16 protein-coding genes and 3 pseudogenes are annotated in these 25,515 nt (G+C 44.9%); 5 read left to right on the plus strand and 14 right to left on the minus strand.

The window, feature by feature from the left end:
- Window positions 1-34: 34 nt before the first annotated feature.
- Window positions 35-1,588, minus strand: a complete 1,554-nt coding sequence (locus LC048_RS17460; protein ID WP_306048247.1) for a fumarate hydratase — start codon at window positions 1,586-1,588, stop codon at window positions 35-37.
- Window positions 1,589-2,336: 748 nt separating this feature from the next.
- Window positions 2,337-2,522, minus strand: a complete 186-nt coding sequence (locus tag LC048_RS17465; protein WP_226601480.1) for an SE1561 family protein — start codon at window positions 2,520-2,522, stop codon at window positions 2,337-2,339.
- Between the two features lie 148 nt (window positions 2,523-2,670).
- Between LC048_RS17465 and LC048_RS17470 the strand changes: the two genes are divergently transcribed.
- Window positions 2,671-3,174, plus strand: a complete 504-nt coding sequence (locus LC048_RS17470) for a DUF421 domain-containing protein (RefSeq protein ID WP_306048249.1) — start codon at window positions 2,671-2,673, stop codon at window positions 3,172-3,174.
- Window positions 3,175-3,239: 65 nt separating this feature from the next.
- Here the strand turns inward: LC048_RS17470 and LC048_RS17475 are convergent.
- From LC048_RS17475 to LC048_RS17500, 6 genes and pseudogenes are all read right to left on the minus strand, one after another.
- A pseudogene (locus LC048_RS17475) lies at window positions 3,240-4,794 on the minus strand (IS3 family transposase).
- A 95-nt stretch (window positions 4,795-4,889) separates the two neighbouring features.
- Entirely contained in the window at window positions 4,890-6,575 is a 1,686-nt protein-coding gene (ggt, locus tag LC048_RS17480; RefSeq protein WP_306048251.1) for a gamma-glutamyltransferase, read from the minus strand.
- Between the two features lie 1,075 nt (window positions 6,576-7,650).
- Window positions 7,651-8,442: a YtxH domain-containing protein gene (locus LC048_RS17485; RefSeq protein ID WP_226602732.1), complete on the minus strand. Its 792-nt coding sequence runs from the start codon at window positions 8,440-8,442 to the stop codon at window positions 7,651-7,653.
- A 576-nt stretch (window positions 8,443-9,018) separates the two neighbouring features.
- On the minus strand, window positions 9,019-9,849 hold the full coding sequence (locus tag LC048_RS17490) for a YfkD famly protein (protein WP_226602731.1): 831 nt from the start codon (window positions 9,847-9,849) through the stop codon (window positions 9,019-9,021).
- Between the two features lie 154 nt (window positions 9,850-10,003).
- A complete protein-coding gene (locus LC048_RS17495) occupies window positions 10,004-10,621 on the minus strand; it encodes a YczE/YyaS/YitT family protein (RefSeq protein WP_226602729.1) in 618 nt (205 codons plus the stop codon).
- A 234-nt stretch (window positions 10,622-10,855) separates the two neighbouring features.
- Window positions 10,856-11,242: an OsmC family protein gene (locus LC048_RS17500; RefSeq protein ID WP_226602728.1), complete on the minus strand. Its 387-nt coding sequence runs from the start codon at window positions 11,240-11,242 to the stop codon at window positions 10,856-10,858.
- Window positions 11,243-11,405: 163 nt separating this feature from the next.
- On the opposite strand from LC048_RS17500, the gene LC048_RS17505 reads away from it, so the two are divergent.
- Window positions 11,406-12,584, plus strand: coding sequence for an MFS transporter (locus LC048_RS17505; RefSeq protein ID WP_226602726.1), 1,179 nt, complete (start codon window positions 11,406-11,408; stop codon window positions 12,582-12,584).
- Window positions 12,585-12,600: 16 nt separating this feature from the next.
- On the opposite strand, the gene LC048_RS17510 is transcribed toward LC048_RS17505, so the two are convergent.
- A complete protein-coding gene (locus LC048_RS17510) occupies window positions 12,601-13,539 on the minus strand; it encodes a DMT family transporter (protein WP_226602722.1) in 939 nt (312 codons plus the stop codon).
- A gap of 194 nt (window positions 13,540-13,733) precedes the next feature.
- On the opposite strand from LC048_RS17510, the pseudogene LC048_RS17515 reads away from it, so the two are divergent.
- Window positions 13,734-15,655 (plus strand): annotated as a pseudogene (locus LC048_RS17515) (heavy metal translocating P-type ATPase).
- A gap of 852 nt (window positions 15,656-16,507) precedes the next feature.
- On the opposite strand, the gene LC048_RS17520 reads toward LC048_RS17515, so the two are convergent.
- Both LC048_RS17520 and LC048_RS17525 read right to left on the minus strand, forming a co-directional pair.
- Complete coding sequence (locus LC048_RS17520; protein WP_226602719.1) at window positions 16,508-17,323, minus strand: YihY/virulence factor BrkB family protein; 816 nt, start codon at window positions 17,321-17,323, stop codon at window positions 16,508-16,510.
- 52 nt (window positions 17,324-17,375) lie between these two features.
- A complete protein-coding gene (locus LC048_RS17525; RefSeq protein ID WP_226602717.1) occupies window positions 17,376-17,738 on the minus strand; it encodes a YtxH domain-containing protein in 363 nt (120 codons plus the stop codon).
- A 327-nt stretch (window positions 17,739-18,065) separates the two neighbouring features.
- On the opposite strand from LC048_RS17525, the pseudogene LC048_RS17530 reads away from it, so the two are divergent.
- Window positions 18,066-19,424: pseudogene (locus LC048_RS17530) on the plus strand (alanine/glycine:cation symporter family protein).
- Window positions 19,425-19,518: 94 nt separating this feature from the next.
- A complete protein-coding gene (locus LC048_RS17535; RefSeq protein ID WP_226602714.1) occupies window positions 19,519-19,743 on the plus strand; it encodes a DUF1128 domain-containing protein in 225 nt (74 codons plus the stop codon).
- A gap of 742 nt (window positions 19,744-20,485) precedes the next feature.
- On the opposite strand, the gene LC048_RS17540 is transcribed toward LC048_RS17535, so the two are convergent.
- Genes LC048_RS17540 through nrfD form a run of 3 tightly spaced genes read right to left on the minus strand, consistent with a single transcriptional unit; the run spans window position 20,486 to window position 25,510 of the window.
- Window positions 20,486-21,070 (minus strand): molecular chaperone TorD family protein, encoded by a 585-nt coding sequence (locus LC048_RS17540; protein WP_226602712.1) that lies wholly within the window; start codon window positions 21,068-21,070, stop codon window positions 20,486-20,488.
- Between the two features lie 59 nt (window positions 21,071-21,129).
- Window positions 21,130-24,228 carry a molybdopterin-dependent oxidoreductase gene (locus LC048_RS17545; RefSeq protein WP_226602710.1) on the minus strand — a complete coding sequence of 1,033 codons (3,099 nt, stop codon included), beginning with the start codon at window positions 24,226-24,228 and terminating at the stop codon, window positions 21,130-21,132.
- On the minus strand, window positions 24,218-25,510 hold the full coding sequence (gene nrfD, locus LC048_RS17550; protein WP_226602709.1) for an NrfD/PsrC family molybdoenzyme membrane anchor subunit: 1,293 nt from the start codon (window positions 25,508-25,510) through the stop codon (window positions 24,218-24,220). The genes LC048_RS17545 and nrfD overlap by 11 nt, the downstream gene beginning before the upstream one ends.
- Window positions 25,511-25,515 lie beyond the last annotated feature (5 nt).

Consider the following 25,515-nt stretch of genomic DNA (forward strand, 5'->3'; position numbering starts at 1 on the left):
ACTCTCCCAAAGAGTGAGTCTCCTTTTCATTGTTTTATTTGTAAACTCGATCAGCGAACTGTGCCAGTTTTTCAAGGGATGATTTTTCAACTTCCTCGTGCAGGCTGTTTCCGTGTGAGTCCATCGTGACAACCGCAGTAAAACCTTCTACGTTCAGGTGCCACATGGCTTCAGGGATACCAAAATTCATCAGGTCAACGCCGTCTACGGATTTAATGCAGTCAGCGTAGTACTGCGCTGCGCCGCCGATTGCATTAAGGTATACACCGCCATGTTCTCTCAAAGCAGCGAGCGTCTTTGCTCCCATTCCACCTTTACCGATAACAGCGCGGACGCCGAACTTCTTCATGATATCGCCCTGGTAAGGCTCCTCACGAATACTTGTTGTTGGACCAGCCGCCTTCACATGCCATTTACCTTCATCATCCTTGAGCATAACCGGACCACAATGGTAGATGACCTGGCCATTCAGGTCAACTGGTGAATCATGATCTGAAAGATACTTGTGAATCGCGTCACGGCCGGTATACATCATGCCGTCGATTTTCACAACATCCCCAACCTTAAGCTCGCGGATTTGCTCTTCTGTAATTGGCGCAGTCAATGTAACAACAGTTTGTTCTGCTGGTGCTTCAGCTGCTGCAGCGATTTCCTGGGCTGCAGGCTGTGCGAAGTCGATCTTCTCACCCTCCTGGTACATCCAATCCTGAATCTCTCCACTTTCAGGATTCACCGCTACACCAAGACGGCGGTATGCCCAGCAATTGTATGCTACAGATACATAGAAGCTAGCAGGAATACGGTTCATGACACCAACTTTGCAGCCAAGGAGGGTTGTTTCGCCGCCAAAGCCCATCGTGCCGATTCCAAGCTTGTTAGCATTTTCCAGTACATATTCCTCAAGACTGCGAAGGTCAGGATGCGGATTCACATCGTCAACCGTACGGAACAGCTGCTCTTTCGCAAGGTCGTAACCGGAAGAACGATCGCCTCCGATCCCAACGCCTATAAATCCAGCGCTGCAGCCTTGTCCCTGTGCCTGGTAAACCGAATGCATGATGCACTTACGGATCCCATCCAGGTCACGGCCAGCGCGGCTAAGTCCTTCTAGTTCAGCTGGCAGGCTGTACTGGATGTTTTTATTTTCACAGCCGCCGCCCTTTAAAATCAGGTGTGCGTCAATATAATCCTTTTCCCATTGCTCGAACTTGATGACAGGAGTGCCGCCGCCAAGATTGTCGCCGCTATTTTCCCCTGTAAGTGAATCAACGGAGTTTGGACGTAATTTCCCATCCTTCGTTGCCTGCGCAATTGCATGGTGAATCGCTTTTTTCATTTCCAGCTGGTTCGCCCCAACCGGAGTTTTGATTTTGAAGGTTGGCAAGCCCGTATCCTGGCAGATCGGTGATACATTGTCATCAGCCATTTTAATATTATTCGTAATCGTATCAAGGCTCATCGCCGAACGGGTTCCCGCGTTCTCGCGCTCCGCCGCTGCTCTGATTGCCCTGCGCACATCCTTAGGCAGGTTCGTGGATGTTTCAACAATCAGCTGGTACATGCTTTCCTGAAACTTTTCGATATTCATCAAACTACCCCTCTCCCCTTGTCGTTCTAACTCTTTTATATGTGAAAATTTTATAACAATTTCTCCGATATCATTATACTCCTATCATCTATTGTTTTAAAGATGAATGTGGAATCGTTTACAAATAAGAAAAGCGAAAGCGCCTCGTTCAGCCCTGACAAGCGTTGGAGGGCCTGACATTGAAGTCGGTCTATGACTTCATTGGCAGGACCGAAACGTCTCGAGGGGCTAGGCGCTGGAGCTAGACAAAGAAAAGCGAAAGCGCCTCGTTCAGCCCTGACAAGCGTTGGAGGGCCTGACAGTGAAGTCGCTCTTTGACTTCATTGGCAGGACCGAATTCGAAATGCGGAGGCGACTGCTCAACTCCGACTAGCGCTGGAGGGCCTGACATTGAAGTCGGTCTTTGACTTCATTGGCAGGACCGAATTCGAAATGCGGAGGCGACTGCTCAACTCCGACTAGCGCTGGAGGGCCTGACAGTGAAGTCGGTCTTTGACTTCATTGGCAGGATCGAATTCGAAATGCGGAGGCGACTGCTCAACTCCGACTAGCGCTGGAGGGCCTGACATTGAAGTCGGTCTTTGACTTCATTGGCAGGACCGAAGCGTCTCGAGGAGTTAGGAGCCGCAGCTAGACAAACGTCTCGAGGGGCTAGGCGCTGGAGCTAGACAAAGAAGAGCGAAAGCGCCTTGGTCAGCCCCGACAAGTTTTATTAAGCATAGAAAAAAGACCTCCTTAAAGGTCTTTTTTACATATCGCGATGCTTGAATTCGCGGCATTTCGCGTCCATTTCTTCGACGATTTGAATCATGCGGTCGATATCTTCAAGCTCCGTTTCTTCAGGATTGATTGCTTCAAGCAATTCAGCAAACATATCCAAACGCTGTTTCAAGAATACAACCTGCGTATTTTTATCATTTATCGAACTTCCCAAAATTCTCGCTCCTTTCACTACCTTTAACATCCTACCTAAAAATGGGGAATTGTGCAATATTACGGTTACACATCATATGGATAGTATTCCCCCTTCTTCATATGTTTGTCCATGGTTTTTTAGGAAAAAACATAGATGAGGTGATGATATGTTTTTTAATTCTTGGGAATCGGCTTTGCGGCTACTGATTATGGGCTTTCTTGCTTATTCCGCTCTTATTTTATTGCTGCGCATTTCCGGCAAAAGAACTTTATCAAAAATGAATGCATTTGACCTGATTGTCACAGTTGCGCTCGGCTCGACCCTGGCGACCACCCTTTTGAACAAAAATATTGCGCTTATTGAAGGGATTGCGGCGTTTCTCATTTTGATTGTCCTTCAATTCCTCGTTGCGTGGCTGTCCATCCGTTCAGACGGGTTCAAAAAGCTAATCAAATCAGATCCAAAACTAATTTTTTATCAAGGGAAATATTTAAAAGAAAATATAGTAAAGGAGCGTGTGCTCGAAGTTGAAATTCTCCAGGCAGCACGTTCAAGCGGAATCAATTCAATGGATCAGGTGGAAGCTGTTGTCCTTGAAACAGACGGGAGCATCTCCGTCATAAAAAAATCAGATTCACAGACCAATACTCTGGCTAGCGTGGACCAATAAGAAGCAGACTGAAATCATTCTGAACTGCTCCCCGTCAAGTAGACAGTGGAAATAATAAAAACAGCCTAAGCGGCTTTAGCCCTGAATTCTAGGGGGCTAAGGCCGTTTAATCTTTTTTGGTAACGTTCATGATTATAAAAGTATATGTACTCATCAATCGCCGCAGAAAGCTCTTCAAAGGTCTTATATTTCTCCATGTAATATTTCTCGCTTTTCAGTGATCCCCAAAAGGATTCCATTGGACCATTGTCAATACATCTTCCGACTCGGGACATACTTTGAGTCATCTGTGCTTGATCTATTCTTTGTTTAAATCCAAAATGGGTATACTGAAAGCCCCTGTCGCTATGTATAAGTGGGCGGTCACCATTCAGTAGGGCCGTGGCCTGATCCAGCGTATCAAATACCAGTTTATTGTTGTTGGAATGTCCAAATACGTAACTAACGATGGCTCCATCATGTAAGTCTTTAATTGCACTCAAATAAGCCTTTTTTGCTTCTCCATACTTGAACTCAGTCACATCAGTTACCCATTTCTCATTTGGACTTTCGGCTTGGAAATTACGGTCTAACACGTTTTCTGCGACGTGTTGAGGGGTTGACTTTTTATAGCGATTTTTCTTTTTCCGAATAACGCTTTGAATGCCGACAATCTTCATCAGCCTATAGATTCGCTTTTCATTGAAGCTCTTGTTCAACCTTCTATTCAAAGTCATCGTAATCCTGCGGTAGCCGTAGATTCCTTTAACCTCCTCATGGAGAGCCTTCATTTCTTCTACAAGCATCACATTTTGACATTCACGCTTGGAAGGTGTTCGCTTCAGCCATTTATAATATGCAGACCTACCAACCCCGCAATTTCACAAAGCATAACGAAAGAGAATCCTTCTTCTTCGTGTAGTTCCTTGATAGCGATATATTTCTCCTCAAGGCGTATCTGGCTTATCTTCGCCTCCTTTCGATCTCCTCTAACTTTTTTAGGAATAAGTTCTCTGCGCGTAATCGCTCATTTTCGCTCGCAAGCCTCTTCATCTCCAATTTCATCTTCTGTTCTGGGGAGAGTTCAACTTCTTCCTTTTTCCTCCCTCGCTTATCCCGAAGGGCTTCTTCGCCGCCATCCTCATACTTTTTAACCCATTGATATGCTTGTTGGTAAGAGACCTTAAAGGTCTCAGCTGCCTTCTGATAATCCTTGCCGTTCTCAAGGCAATAGAGCACAATCTCTTTTCGTTCATTTATGGTAGTGTTTCTTCTAGTCATAGTGTTTGTCCTTCCTTTGGAAGTGTCCTTTAATTCTCTATGACTATTATACTTGTTAATCCATTTCTGGAGGACGCGTCTACATGAGATTTCATACTTTCTGATAACATCATTTTGAGAGTAGTCCCCACTAAGATAGTCCTGTACAGCCGCCAGCTTAAGTTCCTTAGAATACCTCTTCCAGGTAGAAGACTTCTTTAATCCTTCTGCTCCGTATTTTTCATACCTGTAGACCCAATCATAAATTGCATGATCATTTACTTTGTATATAAACTTCAGCTCTGAAATAGAATGGCTACCCTTTTTTAACGCCTCTACAATCTTGATTTTATCTTGGAATGAATATGTCCTTTTTGACATAATAAATACTCCCCTTTAGGTAGACAGATTTTTATTTTTTAATCTGTCTACCTAAAGGGGAGCATATCATTCAGCCTGCTTCTTTTTCCACCTAATTATTCATCAAGTCCAGTAGCCTTCCCTTCGCGGCTTGAATCTGCCGCTCCATATATCAGGCCTTTTTCACGATCAATCTGGATTGCCTGCACGTTGCCGAGCGGGAATGGTCCATCAGCGAACTCGAAGCCTCTGGATTCCAATTCCCCCTTCGCCTCCATGCTGATACCAGATTCCCAGCCTATAAGCGGGCCGGTACTATTAAAAATCCTCGGCTCTTCAATGGCTTCTTTAAGATCCATCCCAAAATCAAGAACATTGACGATGGTTTGGAATACAGAGCCAATGATCGTTGGACCGCCTGGAGAGCCTAACGTCAATACAGGTTTTTCATCCTTGAAAACAATCGTCGGTGTTTTGCAGCTTACGGGACGTTTGCCTGGCTGAACCTCATTCAATCCGCCAGGGACCGCGTCAAAGTCAGTCATTTCGTTGTTTAAAACAAATCCATGATCCTTGACCATGATTCCAGAGCCAAATGGATGCTCAACGGTAGATGTGCAAGCGACAATATTTCCCCATTTGTCCATCACAGTGAAATGAGTCGTTTCACTTCTCTCCCTTTCAGGCTCGAATGGCTGGGGCACAACGTTGATTTCTTTTCCAGCAGAATAAACCCACGGATTGCCAAAGTCGACAGCATCATTTCTTCTATCGAAATTAATAAGCTTCCGGCGTTCCGCGAGATACTCTTCACTAAGCAGACCTTCTAACGGGATTTCCCCAAATTCAGGATCCCCAGCAAAAGCGATTTTATCTGAGAATGCAATCCTCATTGCTTCGGTAAATAAATAATATTTTTCCCACGATTTTACATTATATTTGCTGAGATCAAAGCCCTCGAGCAGCTTTAAAATTTGCAGCATCGTTGTCCCGCCAGCACTTGGCATATTAGAGGAAGCTATTTTGTAGTCTCGGTACGTTCCCCAGACAGGTTCATCAATGGTGATTTCATACTCCTTGAGATCAGACATTTCCATGATCCCGCCAAGTTCTTTTAAGGTAGAGATAATCGCTTCACCAATCTCACCTTCATAGAATGCCTCGATTCCATCACGCTGAAGAATACGGAATGTTTTCGCGAGGTGCTCCTTCTGGTAGATGTCACCTTCTTTAAGTGATTTGCCTCCTGGCTGGAACAGTTCCTTTGCATGTTCGCCTAATCGATAATCAAATGTATTAAGGATTTCTTCCATCACCCAGTTGACCTCTACACCTTTTTCTGCTGCCTGTGCAGCCGGTTCGATCAATTCTGCCAGCGGCTTTGTCCCGTATTCCTTTCTTGCTGCTTCCATTGCTTTAAGAATTCCGGGAACACCTACTCCGGTCGCCTTTGTCGATCTCACTTTAAAAGGGACAACTTCTCCCTCTTCATCTAAAAAAAGTTCTGGATATGCCGCTTTTGGCGCCCTTGTATGACCATCGAAAATCTTCGTTGTTTTGCTTTCGGCATGATAAACCATGAAAAAGCCGCTACCGCCAATGCCAGTCATCATCGGTTCGCCGACATTCAGTCCAAACTGGATGGCGATGGACGCATCAATCGCATTGCCGCCTTCTCGGAGAATCTTCTCCCCGGCATTTGTAGCAATCGGGTGCGCCGAAGCTGCCATAGCTATTTTACCTGTTGCTGTTTCTCTATCATAATCACACCTGTTCGAGCGTGGTTTCATGTCCTTGTCCATTGACTTTGTCCTCCCTATCTATCTGCATGTACTTTTAATTACCCCCGACTGCCAGACCGGAAACAACCAAATATATGGGAGTAAAGCCATGAACAAAAAGCGCAAGTGTCTCGTTCAGTCCCGACAATCTATGGAGGGCCTGACAGGAAGTCGTTCTTTGATTTCATTGGCAGTACGAGCTAGACGCTGGAGCTAGATTAAGATTACTACATGTAGTTATCCACACTTGCAATTTTATAATTCCCTGGTTAACAATAAAATAACAGTCCTTTGAATAGGATAAACCGTTCCGTTTTGAGGTGCATATGGCGAAAATGGCACAGTAAATGGCGTTGAAATTTTCCACGCCATTTTTCCTCTTGTGCCAGAATTTATAAGCCATTTCATTACAAATTAACACCTGCAAAATGATAGTAAATGCCATTGACAATGTTTGTTGTACAAGGAATAATGACGGTCATTTACACTGTCAATTTTATGACCAGTTCGGAAGTCAATTTAAGGGTTCCATTCTACGAACATTGCATTCAAGTATAGCCTGTATAACGATGAACATGGAATTTTACTTTATTTTTTTCTCACCGAAGGGAGCAGTTAGCGGAAGATTGATTTTTTCTAGAACAAGGGAAGACTTAACCTTAATTGAGTAACAAACAATCCTATATAAACGGAGAATATCCGGTTAAACTGTAGAGTATAGCTCGGTGAGGGGTAAATAAGCGGAGGTTTTCCGGTTAAGCAAGCACGATTGCCAATTTTTTATGTTTTTCAAGTAAATAGGCGGAAATCTTCCGTCTATTTAAGCTGTTTTCCGTGCCATTTTCTAAATAAGGGAAGTTTCTCCGCTTATTTATCAGCCCATGATGATCCCTTCACTAGGGTCCGTTCTTTTATGGTGTGGAATAAACGGGTGCTTTGTTGAATAAGAACCATTATATTTTAGATCCGAAAATACATTAAATCAGAAAAATGGCGTGTCAAAACTGATGTCAGTTTACACGCCATTTTTATTGTCATTTAAATGATATGCACCCTAAAACAGAGTGGTTTATGAATAGGACTGGTCTGGTTAAAATTATCGGTTGTTATCATTCTTCTGGTTTTCAGGCGATACAGTGAAGGTATTTGAAGTGTTTCCTAATCCTGTTGTATCAGACGGCTTGCTTTCCATGCCTGTAGCATAAGCATCAGCTGCACCATTGGATCCAGTATTTGAAGAGCTTGATTCAGATACAGAGTTAACCACCGGGTTATCCATCGCAGTTGAGCCTGCTTCCATCACTTTAGATCCGACTTCCTTAAGGTCATTTTTAGCGTCCATCACTGTTTGCATAGCTTCAGAAGAATTGGACTTAGCCTCATTCATCTTGCTGAATACATCATCGTTCAGTCTCTGGTAAAGGTTTTGCGCATCGCTAATTGCTTCCTTTAGGATAGTGGAAGCTTCTTTAAAGCTGTTCATCATTTGGTCCTTTACGTCAGAAGGATTGTTTTTGACTTCGCTGAACACATTCATTGACGTGTCTTTTGCATTGACAGCCTTATCCTTCACCTTTGTACGAGTGTTTGAATCAAGCAAGGTCAATGCCCCTCCGATTGCCGCTCCAATAAGGACGCCTTTCATCAGCTTGCCATTTGACGAGCTTGAGTTATTTGAACTTACTCCGTAACTGCTAGAGTAGCCGCCCATTGAAGTATTGTTAGAGTACGCATTACCTGATGTGCTTGCGTATGTTGTTGTACCAGTTGTTGTATCATATGAAGCATTTTCCGTTGATGAAGTGTACATGTTGTTGTTCATATTGTAAGAGTTTGAGTTGTTGTTATCCATTGAGTTCTGGTTGTTTGAAAGGATATTTTCAGACATAATCTAATTCCTCCTTTAATATTTGGTGTTTCATTTGGTTATGTCTAACTATTTCCCGCCTTGGACAACTGTTAAACAGGATATATCTACCTTTTGTCAAGAGGAAAAAATTACCGAAAAAAAAGCGCAAGCGGCTTGATCAGCCCCGACAAGCGCTGCCCGCCTTAAAGCGCAACGTCCTGTGGCTGGCGGGGCTAGCACATCGTGTGCACCGGAGGGCCTGAGAGTGAAGTCATTCTTTGACTTCATGGGCAGGACCGAAATCGAAAAGTATAGCCGAATGCCCAGAAACGCAGAAACTGGAGACTAAGACAAAGAAGCGCTTTTTGCTTCTGTCGGCGGAGTTGAATTTCGGAGTTTCTAGGAGGCGACAGTAGGCTAGCGTCTCGAGGAGTTAGGAGCCGTAGCTGGACTAGCGTCTCGAAGAGTTAGGAGCCCTAGCTAGACAAGCGACTCGAGTGATTTGGGCTAGGCGCTTGAGCTGGACAATTCTCGAAGTGAAAATTTGCTCCTTCTTTTTAAGGAGAAAATAAAAAACCTTACTCCTGGTAAAGGAATAAGGCTATCTTCTTCTATTTATCTTGGTTTTTCGCTGGAGACAAAACCGAAGCTGACATGGTCCTGAACCGGAATCCATGCACCAATTCCCTGCGAGACAACATTTTTAACGACTATGATTTTCTTGTTTCCTTTTAGCATCAAGTAGACCTCTCCATATGTCACCTTGCCCTTTTCATTTATAGCAGGTGCGTAGGCGTAAAGGTAACCGAGGCGTTTTGGCTGGATATTATAAATATGGTCTTTTTTTGTGCCGGCGCCGACGATTGTTTCAAAAGCAAGCGGTAGTCCTGTTTTCTTTGCTGCTTTTAAAAGCATCATCTTTTGCACCTCTTCGGCATTTTTGATCTTTGCCGTCAAGCCGCCCTTAACAGTCTTTTGCTGCTCCTGAACATAATGGATTTGGTATATAGAATTTCCACCGCGATTATCATAGTAGTTCGTATTGATTTTCTGGAACTCCCAGTTTGGGGACGTTTCAGAAGAGACATAATTCAGCGGCCATTCGCCAAGGTAAACAATCGCGCGATAGCCGATGACAAAAGGAGTGCTGTTAATGGTCGTTTCATTCAGCATTCGGATCAAATCAGGGTTCTCAATCTTCACTTTCGATGTCTTGATCAAGTTCTTCGTCAGTTCACTTGGCTGAAGGAAAGGCAAATCCTCCGTCGGGTTAGGGTAGGTGTTGTCCTTTGTGATATTCATGACCGAATTCGGAATGGTATACTTTGCTTTTTCAGCCTGCTTTGGCTGTGGAGCTTTCTTCGTTTTTTCTTCAGCAAAGCCGGAAGCAAATATGGACATCATGAAAACCATCGTCATCACAAGAATAGCTGCTGCTTTTTTCATTGGTGTTGTATTCTCCTTTCACTACAGGAAACTTATAAGTTTGTTTATAGTGTTTTCGGAGTTGAGTAACTTTATCCAAAGTTTAAGGTGCTTTTAAGAAACTTTGTTGTTTTTAACATAATGAAAGGCTCTGTTTATGACAGAGCCTCAAAAATTAACGCGCAGATGTGATCAGCTTGTTATATAATTTTTCACAGTAAGGATAGAATAGTTGAATCAGCGGACCGATTGCGAAAGTTACTATTAAAGTTCCGATGCCGATTGGTCCTTTAAAAATGAATGCAGCAGATAAAGCAAATACTTCACCAAGCGTTTTGGCTACCATCAGATTAAGGCCGAACCGTTCCCTTAACGCCATCATGAAATTGTCGATAGGAATCAATGGGAATTTCGGCTGGAGGTAGACCGCAAGACCAAAGCTTAGTGCGACCATTCCCAAAATAAAGACTCCAAATTGCTTTGCATAGCCGGTAACTACCATGTCTTCGAACACACGCAGCAGCCAGAAGTCAATGAGCACACCAGTGATAAGCAGCGTGATAATCGCAGCTAGATCCGGACGTCTTTTTACTAAAGCCGCATTGACGAAAATCATGACGATTCCCACGATCACAACCCAGCTTCCAGGTGTCAGTCCTACAGTATTTGATAAACCGACATTGAGTGCATCCCATGCACCTGTCCCCAATCCAGCCTTGATGGTCATCGATACTCCAAAAGACAGAATGATTAACCCAATGATGTAAAATAGAGTGCGATAAACAAAAGCCATATTCCGTATTCTCCTTCTTATATAACCGTTCTATTAGGTATTTTAGTTAAACCGTTTCCTGGATTAAAATGTCCATTAAGCATAGTTCGCTCGGTTAGAACTTTGTCCACACAGCGAAAAAAGAACCCTGTCCTCCCGGAACAGAGTTCATTGTTTCTATTATATTAATACAGGTAAATTCCCATACTTATTATAGCATATTGAGCTAAAGGTGTAACTCGCCATTAAGAACATTTATTGAACGATTTCAAACGTTTCTTCAACTTCGATGCTGCCAATTACCGATTGGACCATTGAACAGTTCTTCCTTGTCAACGCCATTGCCTTTTCGATTTTCTTTTCATCCAGATTGTTGCCGGCAATGCGGAAATGGACGGTAATCTTGCTTACTCTGTTCGCTTCCTCTTCGACACGTTCAGCATCAGCCTGGATATGTATATCCTTGACGTCCATTCTCATTTTTTCCAAAACCTTGCGAAGAACTCCGCCGCTGCACACCGCAACAGATGAGACGAGCAGCTGGTAAGGTCTAATGCCGTATTGCTCGTCACCAGCAACATCCAGTCTTCCAATGCCTACTTCTGTAAAAAAACCTACATCCGGTTTCATTTTAAATTCCATGTAACTCTCCCCCTATCGCAACCTCTAATTAAAATAGTTGATTTTGACTATTACCATGAGATTACACTATTTTTTCCATAAATAAAAATAAAAATCGTTGCACATAAAATTTTATATCGTTAACATCTAAAGAGTATTAAGTACCTAGGGAGATTTTAATATTATGAATATAAGTAAGAAGCTTCGTTTCTGGATTTTGGTCAGCATAGTCGCGATTTCAGGATTTTCACAGGGAATGCTGCTTCCATTGATTGCAATTATTTTTGAACAGGACGGCGTGTCGTCATCGATGAATGGATTTCACGCCACAGGCCTGTATTTAGGGATATTGATCGCTTCACCATTAATGGAAGCGCCGCTCCGCAGGTTTGGCTACAAGCCGATCATTCTTATCGGCGGCTTTACGGTAGCCATTTCCCTCGCTTTATTTCCATTATGGAAATCCTTTTGGTTCTGGTTTTTGTTAAGGCTGGCAATCGGGATTGGCGATCACATGCTTCATTTTGCCACACAGACATGGATTACTTCTTTTTCACCTAAAGACCGTCTTGGAAGGAATATTTCCCTCTACGGTTTGTTCTTTGGACTGGGGTTCGCCGCTGGACCGTTGATGACTGGTTTTGTAAAAATAAACACTACCCTGCCTTTCGTCATTTCCTCTGTGATCAGCCTTGCCGCCTGGCTGACCGTCTGGCTTCTGAAAAATGAACGGCCCGAACATGACACGGACAGCAGTTCATTCTTTGGGACAATGAGAAGGTTTGGAAAAGTATTTAAATATGCCTGGGTTGCATTCCTGCCTCCATTTGGTTATGGGTTCTTGGAAGCGAGCTTAAACGGCAATTTCCCTGTCTATGCCATGAGAACAGGGATCGGCGTCGATGCGGTGGCGCTGTTGCTTCCGGCCTTCGCGATCGGAGGGATCCTTTCCCAGCTTCCGTTAGGTATATTAAGTGATAAGCTCGGCCGGAGGAATGTGTTGATCACCGTCACACTAGCCGGCTTCATCAGTTTTACCGCCGCAGGCTTGCTCGAAAATTCGACTACCGGACTGCTTATTTGCTTCTTTATTGCGGGAACGGTTGTAGGATCAACATTCTCTCTTGGCATCAGCTATATGGCAGACCTGCTGCCGAAACAGCTGCTGCCAGCAGGCAATCTGATGTGCGGCATTTTCTTCAGCTTCGGCAGCATCAGCGGCCCTTTTATTGGGGGACTGGCGATTCAATGGCTTAAAGGCATCAGTTTCTTTTACGTGATCAGCACGATACTGCTCTTGATTTTCATTGCCCTTGTTGCCGTTCGTCATGATGGATCCTCACATCAGACAAATACTGCATAACGAAAAACAGCCTCCCTTATTTCGCAGGGAGGCTGTTTCTTTTTCGAGCAGGCCGGTTGACAAGAACGATTCCTGTCACCACCAATATTAATCCGGCTATGATAAAATAATGTAGCGGTTCGTCTAACAGGAGTGCTGATAACATCACACCGAATACAGGAACCAGGAACAAGTAAAGAGACACTTTGCCGACCTGGTTGTATTTCATGATATTGTTCCATAAAATAAAGCCTGCCGCTGATAAGAATGCAAGATACAGAAGCATCAATCCGGACTTAAGGTCGAAATCGAATGGAGCAAGCCCGACGGAAAAAGCGCCAATCGCAATCAAACCGAGGGATCCTAAAATCATCTGGTAAGCTGTTAAATAAATGACCTCCATTTTGCCGCTGCCCTGCTTGGCAAGAATATTACCGTAGGCGCCAGCCATCATTGCTCCCATCAGCAGGATTTCACCGATCCCGAAGCTGATTTCGTAATCCCCATTTGGCCAATTCGCAAAAATGACCCCGGTGAATCCAACCATCAACCCAGCAACCTTCAAACGGCTCATCCTGTCATCAGGATAAAGAAAATGCGCAAGCAGGATCTGGAAAAATGAAGTTGTGCCGGCAATGATGGAACCCTGGATTCCCGTTGAATAACTAAGTCCGATATAGAAGAGGACGTATTGGAGAAACGTCTGGAACAGGCCAATTTTCAGAAGAGACTTTGTCGTCTCCGGCCTGAACTTCATATTCCTTTTTAATAGCAGGAACATAACGAGGATCAGCAGTCCGGCTAGCAGGAAGCGGTATCCTGCAAACAGCATCTGTTCACCCATTTCTTCCGGCTTGATATCAAGTCTGATATAGCTCAATTTTATAAATGGGAAGGCACTTCCCCATAGGAGTGTCGCCCCTGCAGCTGAAGCAGCAATTCCAAGCGGGTGTGTAAAAAAGTCTTTAGTTGTCATCAAACTATCTCCTTAGGACAAACGCAATTATCTTTTAAAAAGCATATATTGTATGGTAACATAATAGTGAACACAATATGTATTTTTTGACTTGGATTTTCGCTGTCACCAATCTGGTGGCAGCTTTCGTGTTTTTTAAGGGTAATGATTGTGATTATTAGTATCATTTAGAGATTTTTAAGGAGGAGAAAAAGATGGCACAGGGAGCAAGTGCATTAGCAAAGCAGAACTCGGTTCCAGAAGTAAGCTTTTTAGAAAAAATTAAGCCTCACGCAGAACTGATCGCCGCGAGCTTCAGCGGGATCCTGATTGCGGTACCGGCTGGATTTTGAGCAAGGGAGATTCAGAAACATCATCTGTCATCGCTTTTATCCTGGCTTATGTAATAGGCGGTTTTGCCAAAGCAAAGGAAGGTATTGAAGCCACAATCGAAGACAAAGAACTGAACGTCGAAATGCTGATGATCTTTGCCGCGATTGGATCTGCAATTATTGGCTACTGGACAGAAGGCGCAATATTGATATTCATTTTTGCGATGAGCGGAGCGCTTGAAACGTATACGATGAATAAAAGCCATAAGGAAATTTCCTCTTTGATGGAGCTGCAGCCGGAGGAAGCATTGAGGATTTCAGATGGCGTGGAAGAGAGAGTGCATGTTTCGAAACTGGAAATTGGCGACATGATCCTGGTGAAGCCCGGTGAAAGAATTCCATCAGATGGCAAGGTTGCCAGGGGTCAGACGACGATTGACCAGGCTGCCATCACCGGGGAATCGATCCCCGTTTCAAAGGAATCCGGAGACGATGTCTTCGCGGGTACGGTCAACCTTACTGGATCGCTTACCGTTGAAATCACAAAACGTAATGACGATACACTGTTCCAAAAAATTATCCAGCTTGTCCAGAACGCACAAAGTGAAAAGTCTCCTTCACAGCTGTTCATTGAACGGTTTGAAGGTACTTACGTAAAGGTTGTTCTCGCTGTGGTTGTGCTGATGATGTTTGTTCCGCATTACTTGATTGGCTGGAGCTGGACGGAGACGTTTTACCGGGCGATGATCCTGCTTGTCGTCGCTTCCCCATGCGCACTCGTTGCCTCGATTATGCCTGCTACTTTGTCGGCAATTTCGAATGGTGCGAAGCACGGTATTTTATTCAAGGGCGGCGTCCATCTGGAAAACCTGAGCCACCTTAAGACCATCGCCTTTGATAAAACAGGAACATTGACAAAGGGCAAGCCTGAAGTAACGGATTTGATTGTAGCTAAAGGACTGAATCGCGATGAAGTGCTGCTTAAAGCAGCATCGATTGAAAGCCACTCCAACCATCCACTGGCCAACGCGATCGTAAAACACTCCAGAGATACTATTGGTAAAGAACTTGTTCATCCAGAGAGCATCGAGGATGTATCAGGCTGGGGCGTAAAGGCTCATTTTGAAAATGAAGACTGGAAAATCGGGAAAGCTGACTTTGTCGGAAGGCCTGCAGCAGAAGCCTTTTCAGGCGGTGCTGCAATAGAGCTTGCCGCTGAAGGAAAGACGATTGTTTTTATCGAACGGAATGGTCAGCTGGCAGGGTTGATTGCACTGAAGGACGTAGTGCGTGAAGAAACAAAACAGGCAATTGACCTGTTGAAATCTGAAGGCATCTACACCGTCATGCTCACAGGTGACAGCCAAAACACAGGAAAAGCAATCGCTGCCGAAAGCCATGTCGAGGGTTACATTGCTGAATGTCTGCCTGAAACAAAAGTCCAGGAATTAAAGAAATTGAAAGAACAATACGGTCAGGTTGCCATGGTCGGAGACGGCATCAACGACGCCCCGGCGCTCGCAACCGCGAACGTAGGCATCGCAATGGGTGAAGGTTCCGATGTCGCCCTGGAAACAGCAGACGTCGTCTTGATGAAAAACGACCTGCCGAAGATTGCCGAAGCCATCAATCTGTCACGCCGGATGAACAGAATCGTCAAGCAAAACGTCGTCTTCTCCATCCTCGTGATCATGGTGCTGATCGCATCAAACTTCCTGCAGCTGCTCGACCTGCCATACGGCGTCATCGACCATGAAGGAAGCACGATTTTAGTTATCTTGAATAGTTTGAGGCTGTTGAAATAAAACGAAGCTCCTGCTGGTAGTTAAGCCAGTAGGAGTTTTTGTTATTTGGATTTTCTTTACAGCCCTGGGATGGACACTTTATCGCTGTTTCTTCCGATTTCTGTCCGTCATTGCACTGATGACGGACACTTGTCCACTGCCGCCGCCGGTTTCTGTCCGTCATTGCTTTGATGACGGACACTTCCACTTCTGTTCCGCTGGTTTCTGTCCGTCATAGCCTTGATAACGGACACTTTCACTCCTGGTCCACCGATTTCTGTCCGTCATAGCCTTGATGACGGACACTTTCACTCCTGGTCCACCGATTTCTGTCCGTCATAGCCTTGATGACGGACACTTTCACTCCTGGTCCACCGATTTCTGTCCGTCATAGCCTTGATGACGGGCTTTTTTTTACCGCACGGGCAGATTCTGTCAGTCATCGTACCGGCAAATGTCTATCATGCATTGCACCTTAATTACAATGAAAAGACGCCCTCGCAATGGGGGCGCCTGGTGTTAGTGATATCCGTTTGATCCATTTGCTGAGCCGGATGTTTTTTGGCTGTGGTTGCTTTTGCCTTTTTGCTTGGTGTTTCCGTCTTTCTTCGTTTTCTTTGCCATCCTGAATTCCCCCTTATTAGAATAGCGCAAGCGCCTGTCCAGCCCCGACAAGCGTTGGAGGGCCGACCGGTGAAGTCGTTTTTTGACTTCATTGGGCGGACCGAAACGTCTCGAGGGGCTAGGCGCTGGAGCTGGACACTGATCTAAGTGTAAAAACTTAACTACTTAAAATAATGAGGATCAAGCCTCAACAGTATCTTCTGCTAAAACTGCAGACGTTACTTAAGGTAATTTCAGGATAAAAGGCCATCAGCAGCCTGCTTTCTTTTCGCTATAGTAGGCATTGATTTCTCCGCCAATGATGATGATATACGCGGATAAATAAAGCCAGATCATCAGGACGATGATTGCGCCGATACTGCCATAGGTGGCGGTATAAGAAGCGAAGTTGCTGACATAGTAAGAGAAACCGATTGATACGAGCACCCACCCTCCGGTTGCAAAAATCGATCCCGGTACCCCACTGACACAGGTCAGCTTTTTGTTGGGAGCAATCCAGTACAAACCAAGGAAAACGATGAATAAAATCAAAATACTGATTACCCAGCGAAGCATATTCCAGACATAAAGGAATTCTTCCTTCAGTCCGAAATTCGCGAACAGCCAGCTCCCAATTTCTTTTCCAAACACCGGCAGGATCAAAGCGACCAGAAACACAAAAATCATGGCAAATGTCAAAAAAATCGCCATAAGCCTGCTTACGATAAACGACCTAGTCTCTTCAACTCGGTACGCACGGTTAAATGCCCTTACAATCGCATTGATTCCATTCGAAGCTGACCAAATTGTCGCCAGTAAACCAAAGCTAAGCAGCTTGCCATCTTTTTTCATGATATCCTCAAGACTGCTTTTGATCAGGTCCATCGATTCACCTGGTGCATAGTCATCAAAAAAACCGAGGATATCCAATTCGGAAATTGGCAGATATGGAACAAGTGTGACCAGGAAAATCAGCAGCGGAAACAAGGAAAGCAAAAAGAAATAGGCAAGCTGCGCGGCAAGTGCCGGAACATCGTCCTCTTGAATTCTTTGCCACATATGCCTAAAAAATGATATATCAACCATCCATTCACCTCATTTATGCTTTCCTTGCTCGTTCCCAGGGCTTGTCAATTCATCAATCTGTTTCATCTATATGCTTCTGTGTTTGTCCCGATGCCGCAATCTTTCTCAGCGTTTCTTTTGTATCTTTGACCAATTCTGTAACCTGAGGCGGTACATCCTTTATTTCTTCTACCTTTTCAGTGATAAAAGCAACGTCCTCTGTTACTTGTTCCACTGTTGCCCTTACTTTATTCGCTGTCTCTCTCAGGTCTTCGATAAACTCATTTGGATTTTTTACAACATACGAAACACTACTGGAAACTTTGCTGAAATCCTCTTTTACAGCCTGCCGTGTCGATTTTTCCAAAAGGGTAACCGCTCCCCCAGCCACCGCGCCTAACACCATGCCCATCCAAAACTTCTTCGAACTGCCCATGTTTTCTCCTCCTACATTCTTCCTTCTCATTTTGCAGGCCTCTTCATGCCTGCCTACTACCTAACATTTTCCACGATTGCCATCACTTCATGCAAGTATTGTGAAATATATTAAGAAATTTTATGTTGAGTACAACAACAAGAGGTCTAAATTTCAAAAATGAATAATTATTTATAATTCCACAAAACACCATAACGACAACCAATCTCACCTTATTTTCAGCTATTGTCCTATTTTTCCTGATGGATATCGCTTGACTTCCCACTAATTATCAGAATATTCTTGTTGGAGAACATTTTCCGAATATAATTTTTAAGGGGGAGCATCATGACATTTGAAGATTGGATTGGAAGAATCAGCGTCTGGGTATGGGGTACCCTCCATTATTGATCCTGCTTGTTGGGACAGGAGTTTACCTTACATTCCGCATTGGCTTCTTGCAAATGAAGCTGCTTCCATACTCACTCAAGCTGGCTTTTACTAAAAAACAGGACCAACAATCCGAAGGGGATATTTCACAATTCCAGGCCTTGATGACAGCTCTCGCTGCAACTGTTGGTACTGGAAATATTGCTGGTGTGGCAACAGCGATTTTCACAGGCGGACCTGGTGCCGTGTTCTGGATGTGGATTACCGCATTTTTCGGTATGGCGACGAAATACGCGGAAGCTGTTTTAGCTGTTAAATACCGGGTCGAGGACAAGGATGGCGAGATGTCCGGCGGACCGATGTACTATCTCGAACGCGGCCTTGGCCAAAAGTGGCTTGGGGTTTTATTTGCGCTATTTGGTGCGATTGCGGCATTCGGAATTGGAAACCTTGTTCAATCAAATTCAGTCGCCAGCGTCGTACAATCAACATTTTCAGTGCCTGCCTGGGTTACGGGGCTCGTATTGACCATTTTCACGGCTCTTGCATTGATCGGTGGAATCAAGAGTATCGGGAAAGTCACTGCCCTTTTTTGTTCCGGTGATGGCGGCATTTTACCTTCTTGCTGGTCTTGTTGTGATGATCATGAACTTTGACCTAGTCCCAGCAGCAGTTGCACTTATTTTTACAGATGCTTTTACTGGCGAGGCTGTGGCTGGCGGGGCGCTTGGAACTGTCATCCGGATGGGTGTTGCCCGCGGAGTGTTCTCCAATGAAGCAGGACTCGGGTCTGCACCGATTGCTGCAGCCGCGGCAAAGACGGACCTTCCTGGACGCCAGGCTCTTGTGTCGATGACTCAAGTATTCATTGATACCATTGTCATCTGTTCGATCACAGGCATCACCATCGTCATGGGTGGCTTGTACACTGGCGATACTACCGCAGCCGACCTAACTTCAGCGACCTTCGACAAGTTCCTCGGCCAGACCGGCTCCGTGATTGTCGCGGTTGGATTGCTGTTCTTTGCATCATCAACAATTATCGGCTGGTCTTATTATGGAGAGAAGTGCTTTTCCTATCTGTTCAGCAAGAAGGTCGTGTTTTACTACCGGATCGCGTTTGTCGCGGCTGTCTTTGTCGGAGCGATATCCCAACTGGAGATCGTTTGGGGAGTTGCAGACGTTATGAACGGATTGATGACCTTCCCGAACCTAATCGGATTGCTCGGTTTGTCTGGCGTGGTCGTAGTTGAAACAAAGAAGATCCTGAATGCGATTAAGGAAGAAAAGAACGAAGCAAAAACGTATAGTGCCTAAGAGATTCCGGCGTCTTTACGGCGCCGGATTCCTGATTGACTTTTTTAAACGAACGTGGAAAGATGGTTGTACAAACATTGAGAGGATGAACGGTGTGGACTTAACTAAAAATTCCCCTGAAAACGTTGATTTCATGATTGAGAAAATCAAGGAAAAATTGAAGTTCATGAACCTTGGCGCGATTAAATCAACACATTTTGATAGCGATATGTATGAAGAACTAAAAGAAATCTATGATATGATCATGCGAAAAAACAACTTCAGCCCGAATGAAATGCAGGCGATCGCTGAAGAACTAGGAAACTTAAGAAAGCAGTAACATCAGCAGGCACTGAATTACGGTGCCTGTTTTTTTATGCCACGAAAAATGTCAAAACTTATTTGTTTCCACTATGCATATATTGTTATACGATAGTGTTACTACTCTTCAAGGGAGTGAGGAACCGTTAATAAGCTGATAATTTCTTCACTTAGCCTGATTTTTTTATTCTTGCTCAGCCATGGAACGATTCCTGCTGAAAAAATCCATGCAGATGGCAACAGCCCGTCGAAAATCATACTGCCCTTAGATCAAGTTCAGGAAAATACCCCTAGTCCCGATTTCGATGATAAGAAATTCCCGTTCGTCCTATCCACTTTATCCCTTCTCACACTAACGGCATATATCACCTTAAAAACGTTCCGAATAGATAAGGTTTCAGGCTTAATTTTATTTCTTACTGCAGTTTTTTTTCAGTCGAATTACGTGATCAGAACTCTTTGATTTTTTGACCAAAAAAAATCAAGGAGGAATGAATATGTGGTTTCGATTCCTAATGATCGGTTTCTTTTCCCTGACTGCGGTTAGCTTTATTTTTTATCAGGGCATAGAATTTTATCATGCGTTCATCGATTTATTTAAACATAATAAATAACAAAAAGCGCAAGCGCCTCGTTCAGCCCCGACAAGCGCTGGAGCTGGATTAAGAAAACTACATTTAGCTATACACACTTAAATAATTTGATAATTTCCTTAACAGCAAAATGAAACGGTCCCCAATTTTTGGGGACCGTTTCATTTATCAAGCTGCCTTCACCCAATCTTCATTCATCACCTCTGCATAAAAGCTGAGGAACTCTTTGAAAAATGGATGGTTTAATTTTGCTTTAGCGTTATCAAGCAGTGGTTTGAGGACAGGATTGATGAATCGTGTCATCATTTCCGCTTCAATTTCTTCAAGCTGTTGAAGCTGTTCTCCGTCTCCTTCTTGCTCCGCTTTAATTTCCCCCTGTAAAATTGAGCTGATGAATGCGGTCATGCTGCCGAAATGGTCTGGCAGTCTGTCTTTTTCAAGAGGGAAATAAAAGGCTGTTTTTTCATAAAGACCAATCAGGCAAAGCAGCTCGTGCCTGCGAGCTTCTTCATCTTCATTATTCTTCGTATAAGATGAAAAATAAGGGGAGACAAAGTGGTCTCCAGGTATGAAAAAGTGATTGTCATACCAGAGCTGCACTTCATCTCGTTTGTAAAATGAATGAAATGTAAGCTCCTCCTGCATTCCTTCAGGGACATCGTTCATGAACGCTTCATAAGTATCCCATTCCCCAAGCCAGATGCTTGTCATGATATTCGCGACCGCGAGCTTTCCATATCGTTCTTCCATCATTGTCTCCACCTTCATTTTTCAAGAAATTTCGAGGGCCCATCAAGGCACCCCCGATGATGTTATGCTTTATCCACGTCTACGAATACGTCCTGCTGTGCCGGTCCGCCAATCAGCAAGTCTGCAAGGTAGCCTTCGAAATAACTGCCATCGCGGTCGGATAGTGCATTGACTGAGAAGCCTAGTCCGCGCGGTTTAGCGTAGCCGGATTCTTCATGCAGCGGCTTATTGAATTCATAGTCTGTGTGACCATATTTTCCAGCGGGCTCGATTGTTTTCCCGTCGACTTTGACTGCCTTTGAGCCGTATGCATCATGTCCGAAGCTGAAGTTTGCTCCGACGACGCCTGGCTTGATTCCTGGTGTTACGAGCGCCCGGCCCTTCACTTTTGAGTTATTGGATGAGATGTAAATCTCGTCATCGGTCTTGATGCCTTTTTTCTTGGCGTCGATTGGGTTGATCCACAAATAGTTTTCCGGTTTCACTTCACGGAGCCACGTATTTCCTTCGGTACGGTGAGTTGCCATATTCCTTGATTTCCAGTTGATGAATTGCAACGGCTTGTTTGGCTTATAAACTTCTCCGTCGTATGTCTTGATTTCCTCCGCTACCGGAACGCCTTCAAAGAACTTGCCTGTATAGGCACTCTTGAAGCCTGCAGCCTTTTCATCGTAAAAATAAACCTGCTTTGCCCATTGATACTTGAGCTTGTTGCCGACATATTCATCGCCAGCTGCCTCAAAGCGGCCGCCGCGGTTCAATACGTAGACGACTTTCTTCCATTCATCCGGTTTAACGGCACTTTTGAGCTTCTGGATGTCAAAATATTTTCCGAGCGCTTTCTTTCTTGCTTTTTCAAAAATCGCCAGCTCTTCAGCATTTGCGTCCTTGACAGGCTTCTGTCCATCGAAGGCGATGTTCGCAATTCGTTTTAGGTAATAATCTTCAGGCGTGTTAAGCGCCGAACCATCTGCGAATGCTTTGTCGCCAACACCTGGAAGGCTCAAGCCTTTAAGCAAATCGATGTACACTTGTTCAGTTGGGCGCGCGTCTGGAACGACTCTTGTCACCGGCTGAATGACGCCTGCGAATTTATGCTTCAGGATCGGGAAGATGTCCTCCGCGTTCCAGCTTTCCAGGTAAGCAAGATCCGGTAAAATAAAGTCCGCATACTTCGAAGTCTCGCCGATGATTACGTCAGATGCCACTACAAGTTCCACAACTTTTGGATCCCTGATGAATTTTGCCTGCATTTCCGATCTTGGCGCAGACATGACTGGTGAAGTCCTGTTGATCAGCAATGCCCTGATTTTGTATGGATAGCCTTCAGCTGAGCTTGGAAGGACATCATGGATCAGCTTATTGCCGAATGGATACCATGGGCGCTTTGCTGGATAGCCATCTTTTGCGAATAATGATGTTTTTTCATAAGGTACTTTTTGTCTTGTGACGGGGATGCCCCAGCCTTTGTTCGCATTCGGTACTGTCGCAAGATCGTAGCGTCCTTCGGTTGCTTTATACTTGGCGCCAAGTACGGTGTCGCCGCCTTTCCAGTCATGGTTGCCGACAAGGTGGTTGAGCATATTGATTGCTCTCACGCTGTAATAGCCATTCGTATGCATAGCTGGTCCGCGGTAAGAATGGATGCCGACCTTTTTGCCGTGGGATGTGAATTCCCGAGCAATTTGGACGATCTGGTCAACAGGCACATCTGCCTGGTTTGCGTATTCTTCGATTGATTTTTCCATAACCCTGTCTTTAAAAATCCTGAAGACCGATTTTACTTTCATGCCATTGATTGTTGTATCAATATCAAGCTCGCCGTTTCTTGCCTTCGCATGTGAAACTGGCTTGCCGTTTTCGATGACCACAAACTCCTCGCCGCCGATTCCAAGGTCCTGGGCACGGACGAACGGGCGCTTTTTATCTCCTACATTCACAAGGAAGGAAGCATCACTCCAGGTTGTCTCTCCATCTTCATTTGCTGCTTCCTGGTTCGGATTGCGGAGGTAGATATCGTCATAACGATTGTTCTCAATGATCCATCGACACATTGCCATGGCTAACGCTCCGTCACCACCCGGTTTAACCGGAACCCAAACGTCCGCTTTCTCTGCTGTCTTGCTGTAGCGTGGATCGATGACGACCATTTTCATGCCGCGGTCGATTGCGTTTGTGATTTGTGGAGCAAATGTAGTTGGACCACGGTTTGCCACCATTGGGTTTGTTCCCCAGACAATGACCATTTCTGCTTTATCATAATCAGGAATCATCCGCTTCTTCGCCTTTTCAGAATCATGTGAGCGGACATTACCCATTACGCTTGTGATACCGCAATAGCCGCCATGGTCGTAATAGTTGGCAGTTCCTAAGCTGCTAGCAGCTAGTCGCTCGATGAATTCACGTCTGTGTCCTGCCATGACAGCAATCTGGTTTGCTTTCGGTCCAAGGTCAGGATGGTTTGTATCAATTAAGACATCCTTGTATTTTTTATCAAATTCAGCTTTTGTCATTTCGCCAGCTTTCAGTTTATCCCAATCAGCCATGACCGCTGCTTCCGGGGCGTATTTCCACATTTCTTTTAACCCCGGAGTGCCAAGATCCTTGCTCCCCTCGAGGATTTCCTTGTAGGCCTCTTCCCAGCTGACTGATTTCCAGACGCCGCTTCCCCTTTCGCCGACGCGCTTCAACGGTTTTTGGATCCTGAATGTATCATAGTTGGTCTGGATGCCGGCCTGCCCTTTCAAGCAGGTACGTCCACCGCGGAGGCCGCGACCCATTTTAGCCACATCGCCAGTTCCCTTTACAGCCTGTGAGACCGGCGTATCGTAGTTGATATGGCCGATTTGTACCATATTTATCGGGCTGTACTGGTTGCCGGCAATCTTGCGGACGATGGAAGAGTAAGCTCCCCCTGCCGCCCCGGCAGTGATATATGTTTTGATCGTACATGTCGCATTACACTGCTGACATGACGTGAAGATGACATTTTCTGCTGTATAATCCTGATAATCTGTGCCGGTTCCGTGTGGCTCATCGATCCAGACATCGCCCATTACCTGCTTGATTGGCCCAACGAATGCCGGACCGACAAACGCTACCGCTCCAAGCGTTCCAAGCGCTTTTAAAAATCCACGCCGTTTCATTGGTTTATTTTCCATTATGACTCACCTCGTCAGAAGTTTCTTCGATTGGCAGCAGCAGCTCGCCGAATGAATAGATTAATAGTCCCATCGCGACAACACCGACACTCACCATCCATTCCTTGATTGTCGGTGCGTAATTTCCCCAAGGCAGCTCATGGAAAACTGGCACGACAAGCGGAGGGACAACGATGTTGAAGCGTACGCCGATGATGCCAATAACGATTAGCACGGCGGCTGTCAGCAAGGCATTAATGTTTTCGCTTGTTTTCTTCCAGAATACAAGCGTGATTGGCACTACAGCACCAAGGAACATTTGCACGATCCAGAACGACCAGGCTTTTTCACTTGCCATCATGGTTCCGAGGGTATCAAGGTGTTCCGCTTCTAGACCGTACCAGCCAGTGAGATATTCATAGAATTGAAGACCCAGGTCGATGATCAGGAAGCCAACCATCAATTTTGCCAGGGATACAACCATGTTCTTATCAATTTCCTGCTTCTGGACTTTTTTCTTTATGACATACATTGCCAAAAGTAATGCGGTTCCAGAAACCATTGCCGATACGACGAAGATAATTGGGAATAATGCTGTATTCCAAGCAGGCCGTGCTTTTACAAGGGCAAATATCGTTCCAGTACCGCCATGGACGCCGAAGATCGCGATTGGGATTCCGACAGTTCCGAGGACTTTCATCCACATATGGTCACGTTTTTTTGTTGCTGCATTGATTGTTGAATTTTTAAAGGTTAATAACTTTGCCACAAAGCCTTGCATCGTGTTTTTCTTTGCAGCTCGGACAAGGTCTTCCCTCATCGCAATGTAAAGCTCCACCATCAGCAGCGCAATGTAGACAAGGTAAAAGTGGACCTCCCACCCTAATGGTGAAGTAACATTCCAGTAGATAATCGCATTCAGCAGACGCTCTGGACGACCAAGATCCATCAGGACGAATGTCAGTGCGACGATCATACACACAATCGCTGTGAACAGCGCCGCCTTGCCGACTCTCTCGTATTCTTCCATCCCGAAAACATAGATCAACGTCGACAGCAGGAACGAACCCGCGCTCAAACCAACAAAGAAAATGTAGAAAGCAATCCAGGCTCCCCATGGAGTGATGCTGGAAAGATTCGTTGCTGCCAGGCCAGTGATGAAACGCTCTACGATAAAATACCCGCCTATTAAGAAAGCAACTGTCAAAGCAGATATCCAAATTTTAAAAGCTTTTGATACTTGCACATTTATTTTCGTTTTTGATGTACTTTTCTCTTTTAAATCAACCGCAAGATTGGCCATCGCCA

The sequence above is a fragment of the Mesobacillus subterraneus genome (assembly GCF_020524355.2).
Taxonomy (GTDB): Bacteria; Bacillota; Bacilli; order Bacillales; family Cytobacillaceae; genus Mesobacillus; species Mesobacillus subterraneus_C.

What these genes read in the sequence shown, in the direction of transcription:
- LC048_RS17495 (WP_226602729.1), bottom strand. Translation starts at nt 10,621, where the DNA reads ATGGCTTTTGTTTATCGCACTCTATTTTACATCATTGGGTTAATCATT.
- LC048_RS17460 (WP_306048247.1), bottom strand. Translation starts at nt 1,588, where the DNA reads ATGAATATCGAAAAGTTTCAGGAAAGCATGTACCAGCTGATTGTTGAA.
- LC048_RS17485 (WP_226602732.1), bottom strand. Translation starts at nt 8,442, where the DNA reads ATGTCTGAAAATATCCTTTCAAACAACCAGAACTCAATGGATAACAAC.
- LC048_RS17545 (WP_226602710.1), bottom strand. Translation starts at nt 24,228, where the DNA reads ATGGAAAATAAACCAATGAAACGGCGTGGATTTTTAAAAGCGCTTGGA.
- ggt (WP_306048251.1), bottom strand. Translation starts at nt 6,575, where the DNA reads ATGGACAAGGACATGAAACCACGCTCGAACAGGTGTGATTATGATAGA.
- LC048_RS17540 (WP_226602712.1), bottom strand. Translation starts at nt 21,070, where the DNA reads ATGATGGAAGAACGATATGGAAAGCTCGCGGTCGCGAATATCATGACA.
- LC048_RS17500 (WP_226602728.1), bottom strand. Translation starts at nt 11,242, where the DNA reads ATGGAATTTAAAATGAAACCGGATGTAGGTTTTTTTACAGAAGTAGGC.
- LC048_RS17470 (WP_306048249.1), top strand. Translation starts at nt 2,671, where the DNA reads ATGTTTTTTAATTCTTGGGAATCGGCTTTGCGGCTACTGATTATGGGC.
- LC048_RS17510 (WP_226602722.1), bottom strand. Translation starts at nt 13,539, where the DNA reads ATGACAACTAAAGACTTTTTTACACACCCGCTTGGAATTGCTGCTTCA.
- LC048_RS17490 (WP_226602731.1), bottom strand. Translation starts at nt 9,849, where the DNA reads ATGAAAAAAGCAGCAGCTATTCTTGTGATGACGATGGTTTTCATGATG.
- LC048_RS17505 (WP_226602726.1), top strand. Translation starts at nt 11,406, where the DNA reads ATGAATATAAGTAAGAAGCTTCGTTTCTGGATTTTGGTCAGCATAGTC.
- LC048_RS17520 (WP_226602719.1), bottom strand. Translation starts at nt 17,323, where the DNA reads ATGGTTGATATATCATTTTTTAGGCATATGTGGCAAAGAATTCAAGAG.
- nrfD (WP_226602709.1), bottom strand. Translation starts at nt 25,510, where the DNA reads ATGGCCAATCTTGCGGTTGATTTAAAAGAGAAAAGTACATCAAAAACG.
- LC048_RS17525 (WP_226602717.1), bottom strand. Translation starts at nt 17,738, where the DNA reads ATGGGCAGTTCGAAGAAGTTTTGGATGGGCATGGTGTTAGGCGCGGTG.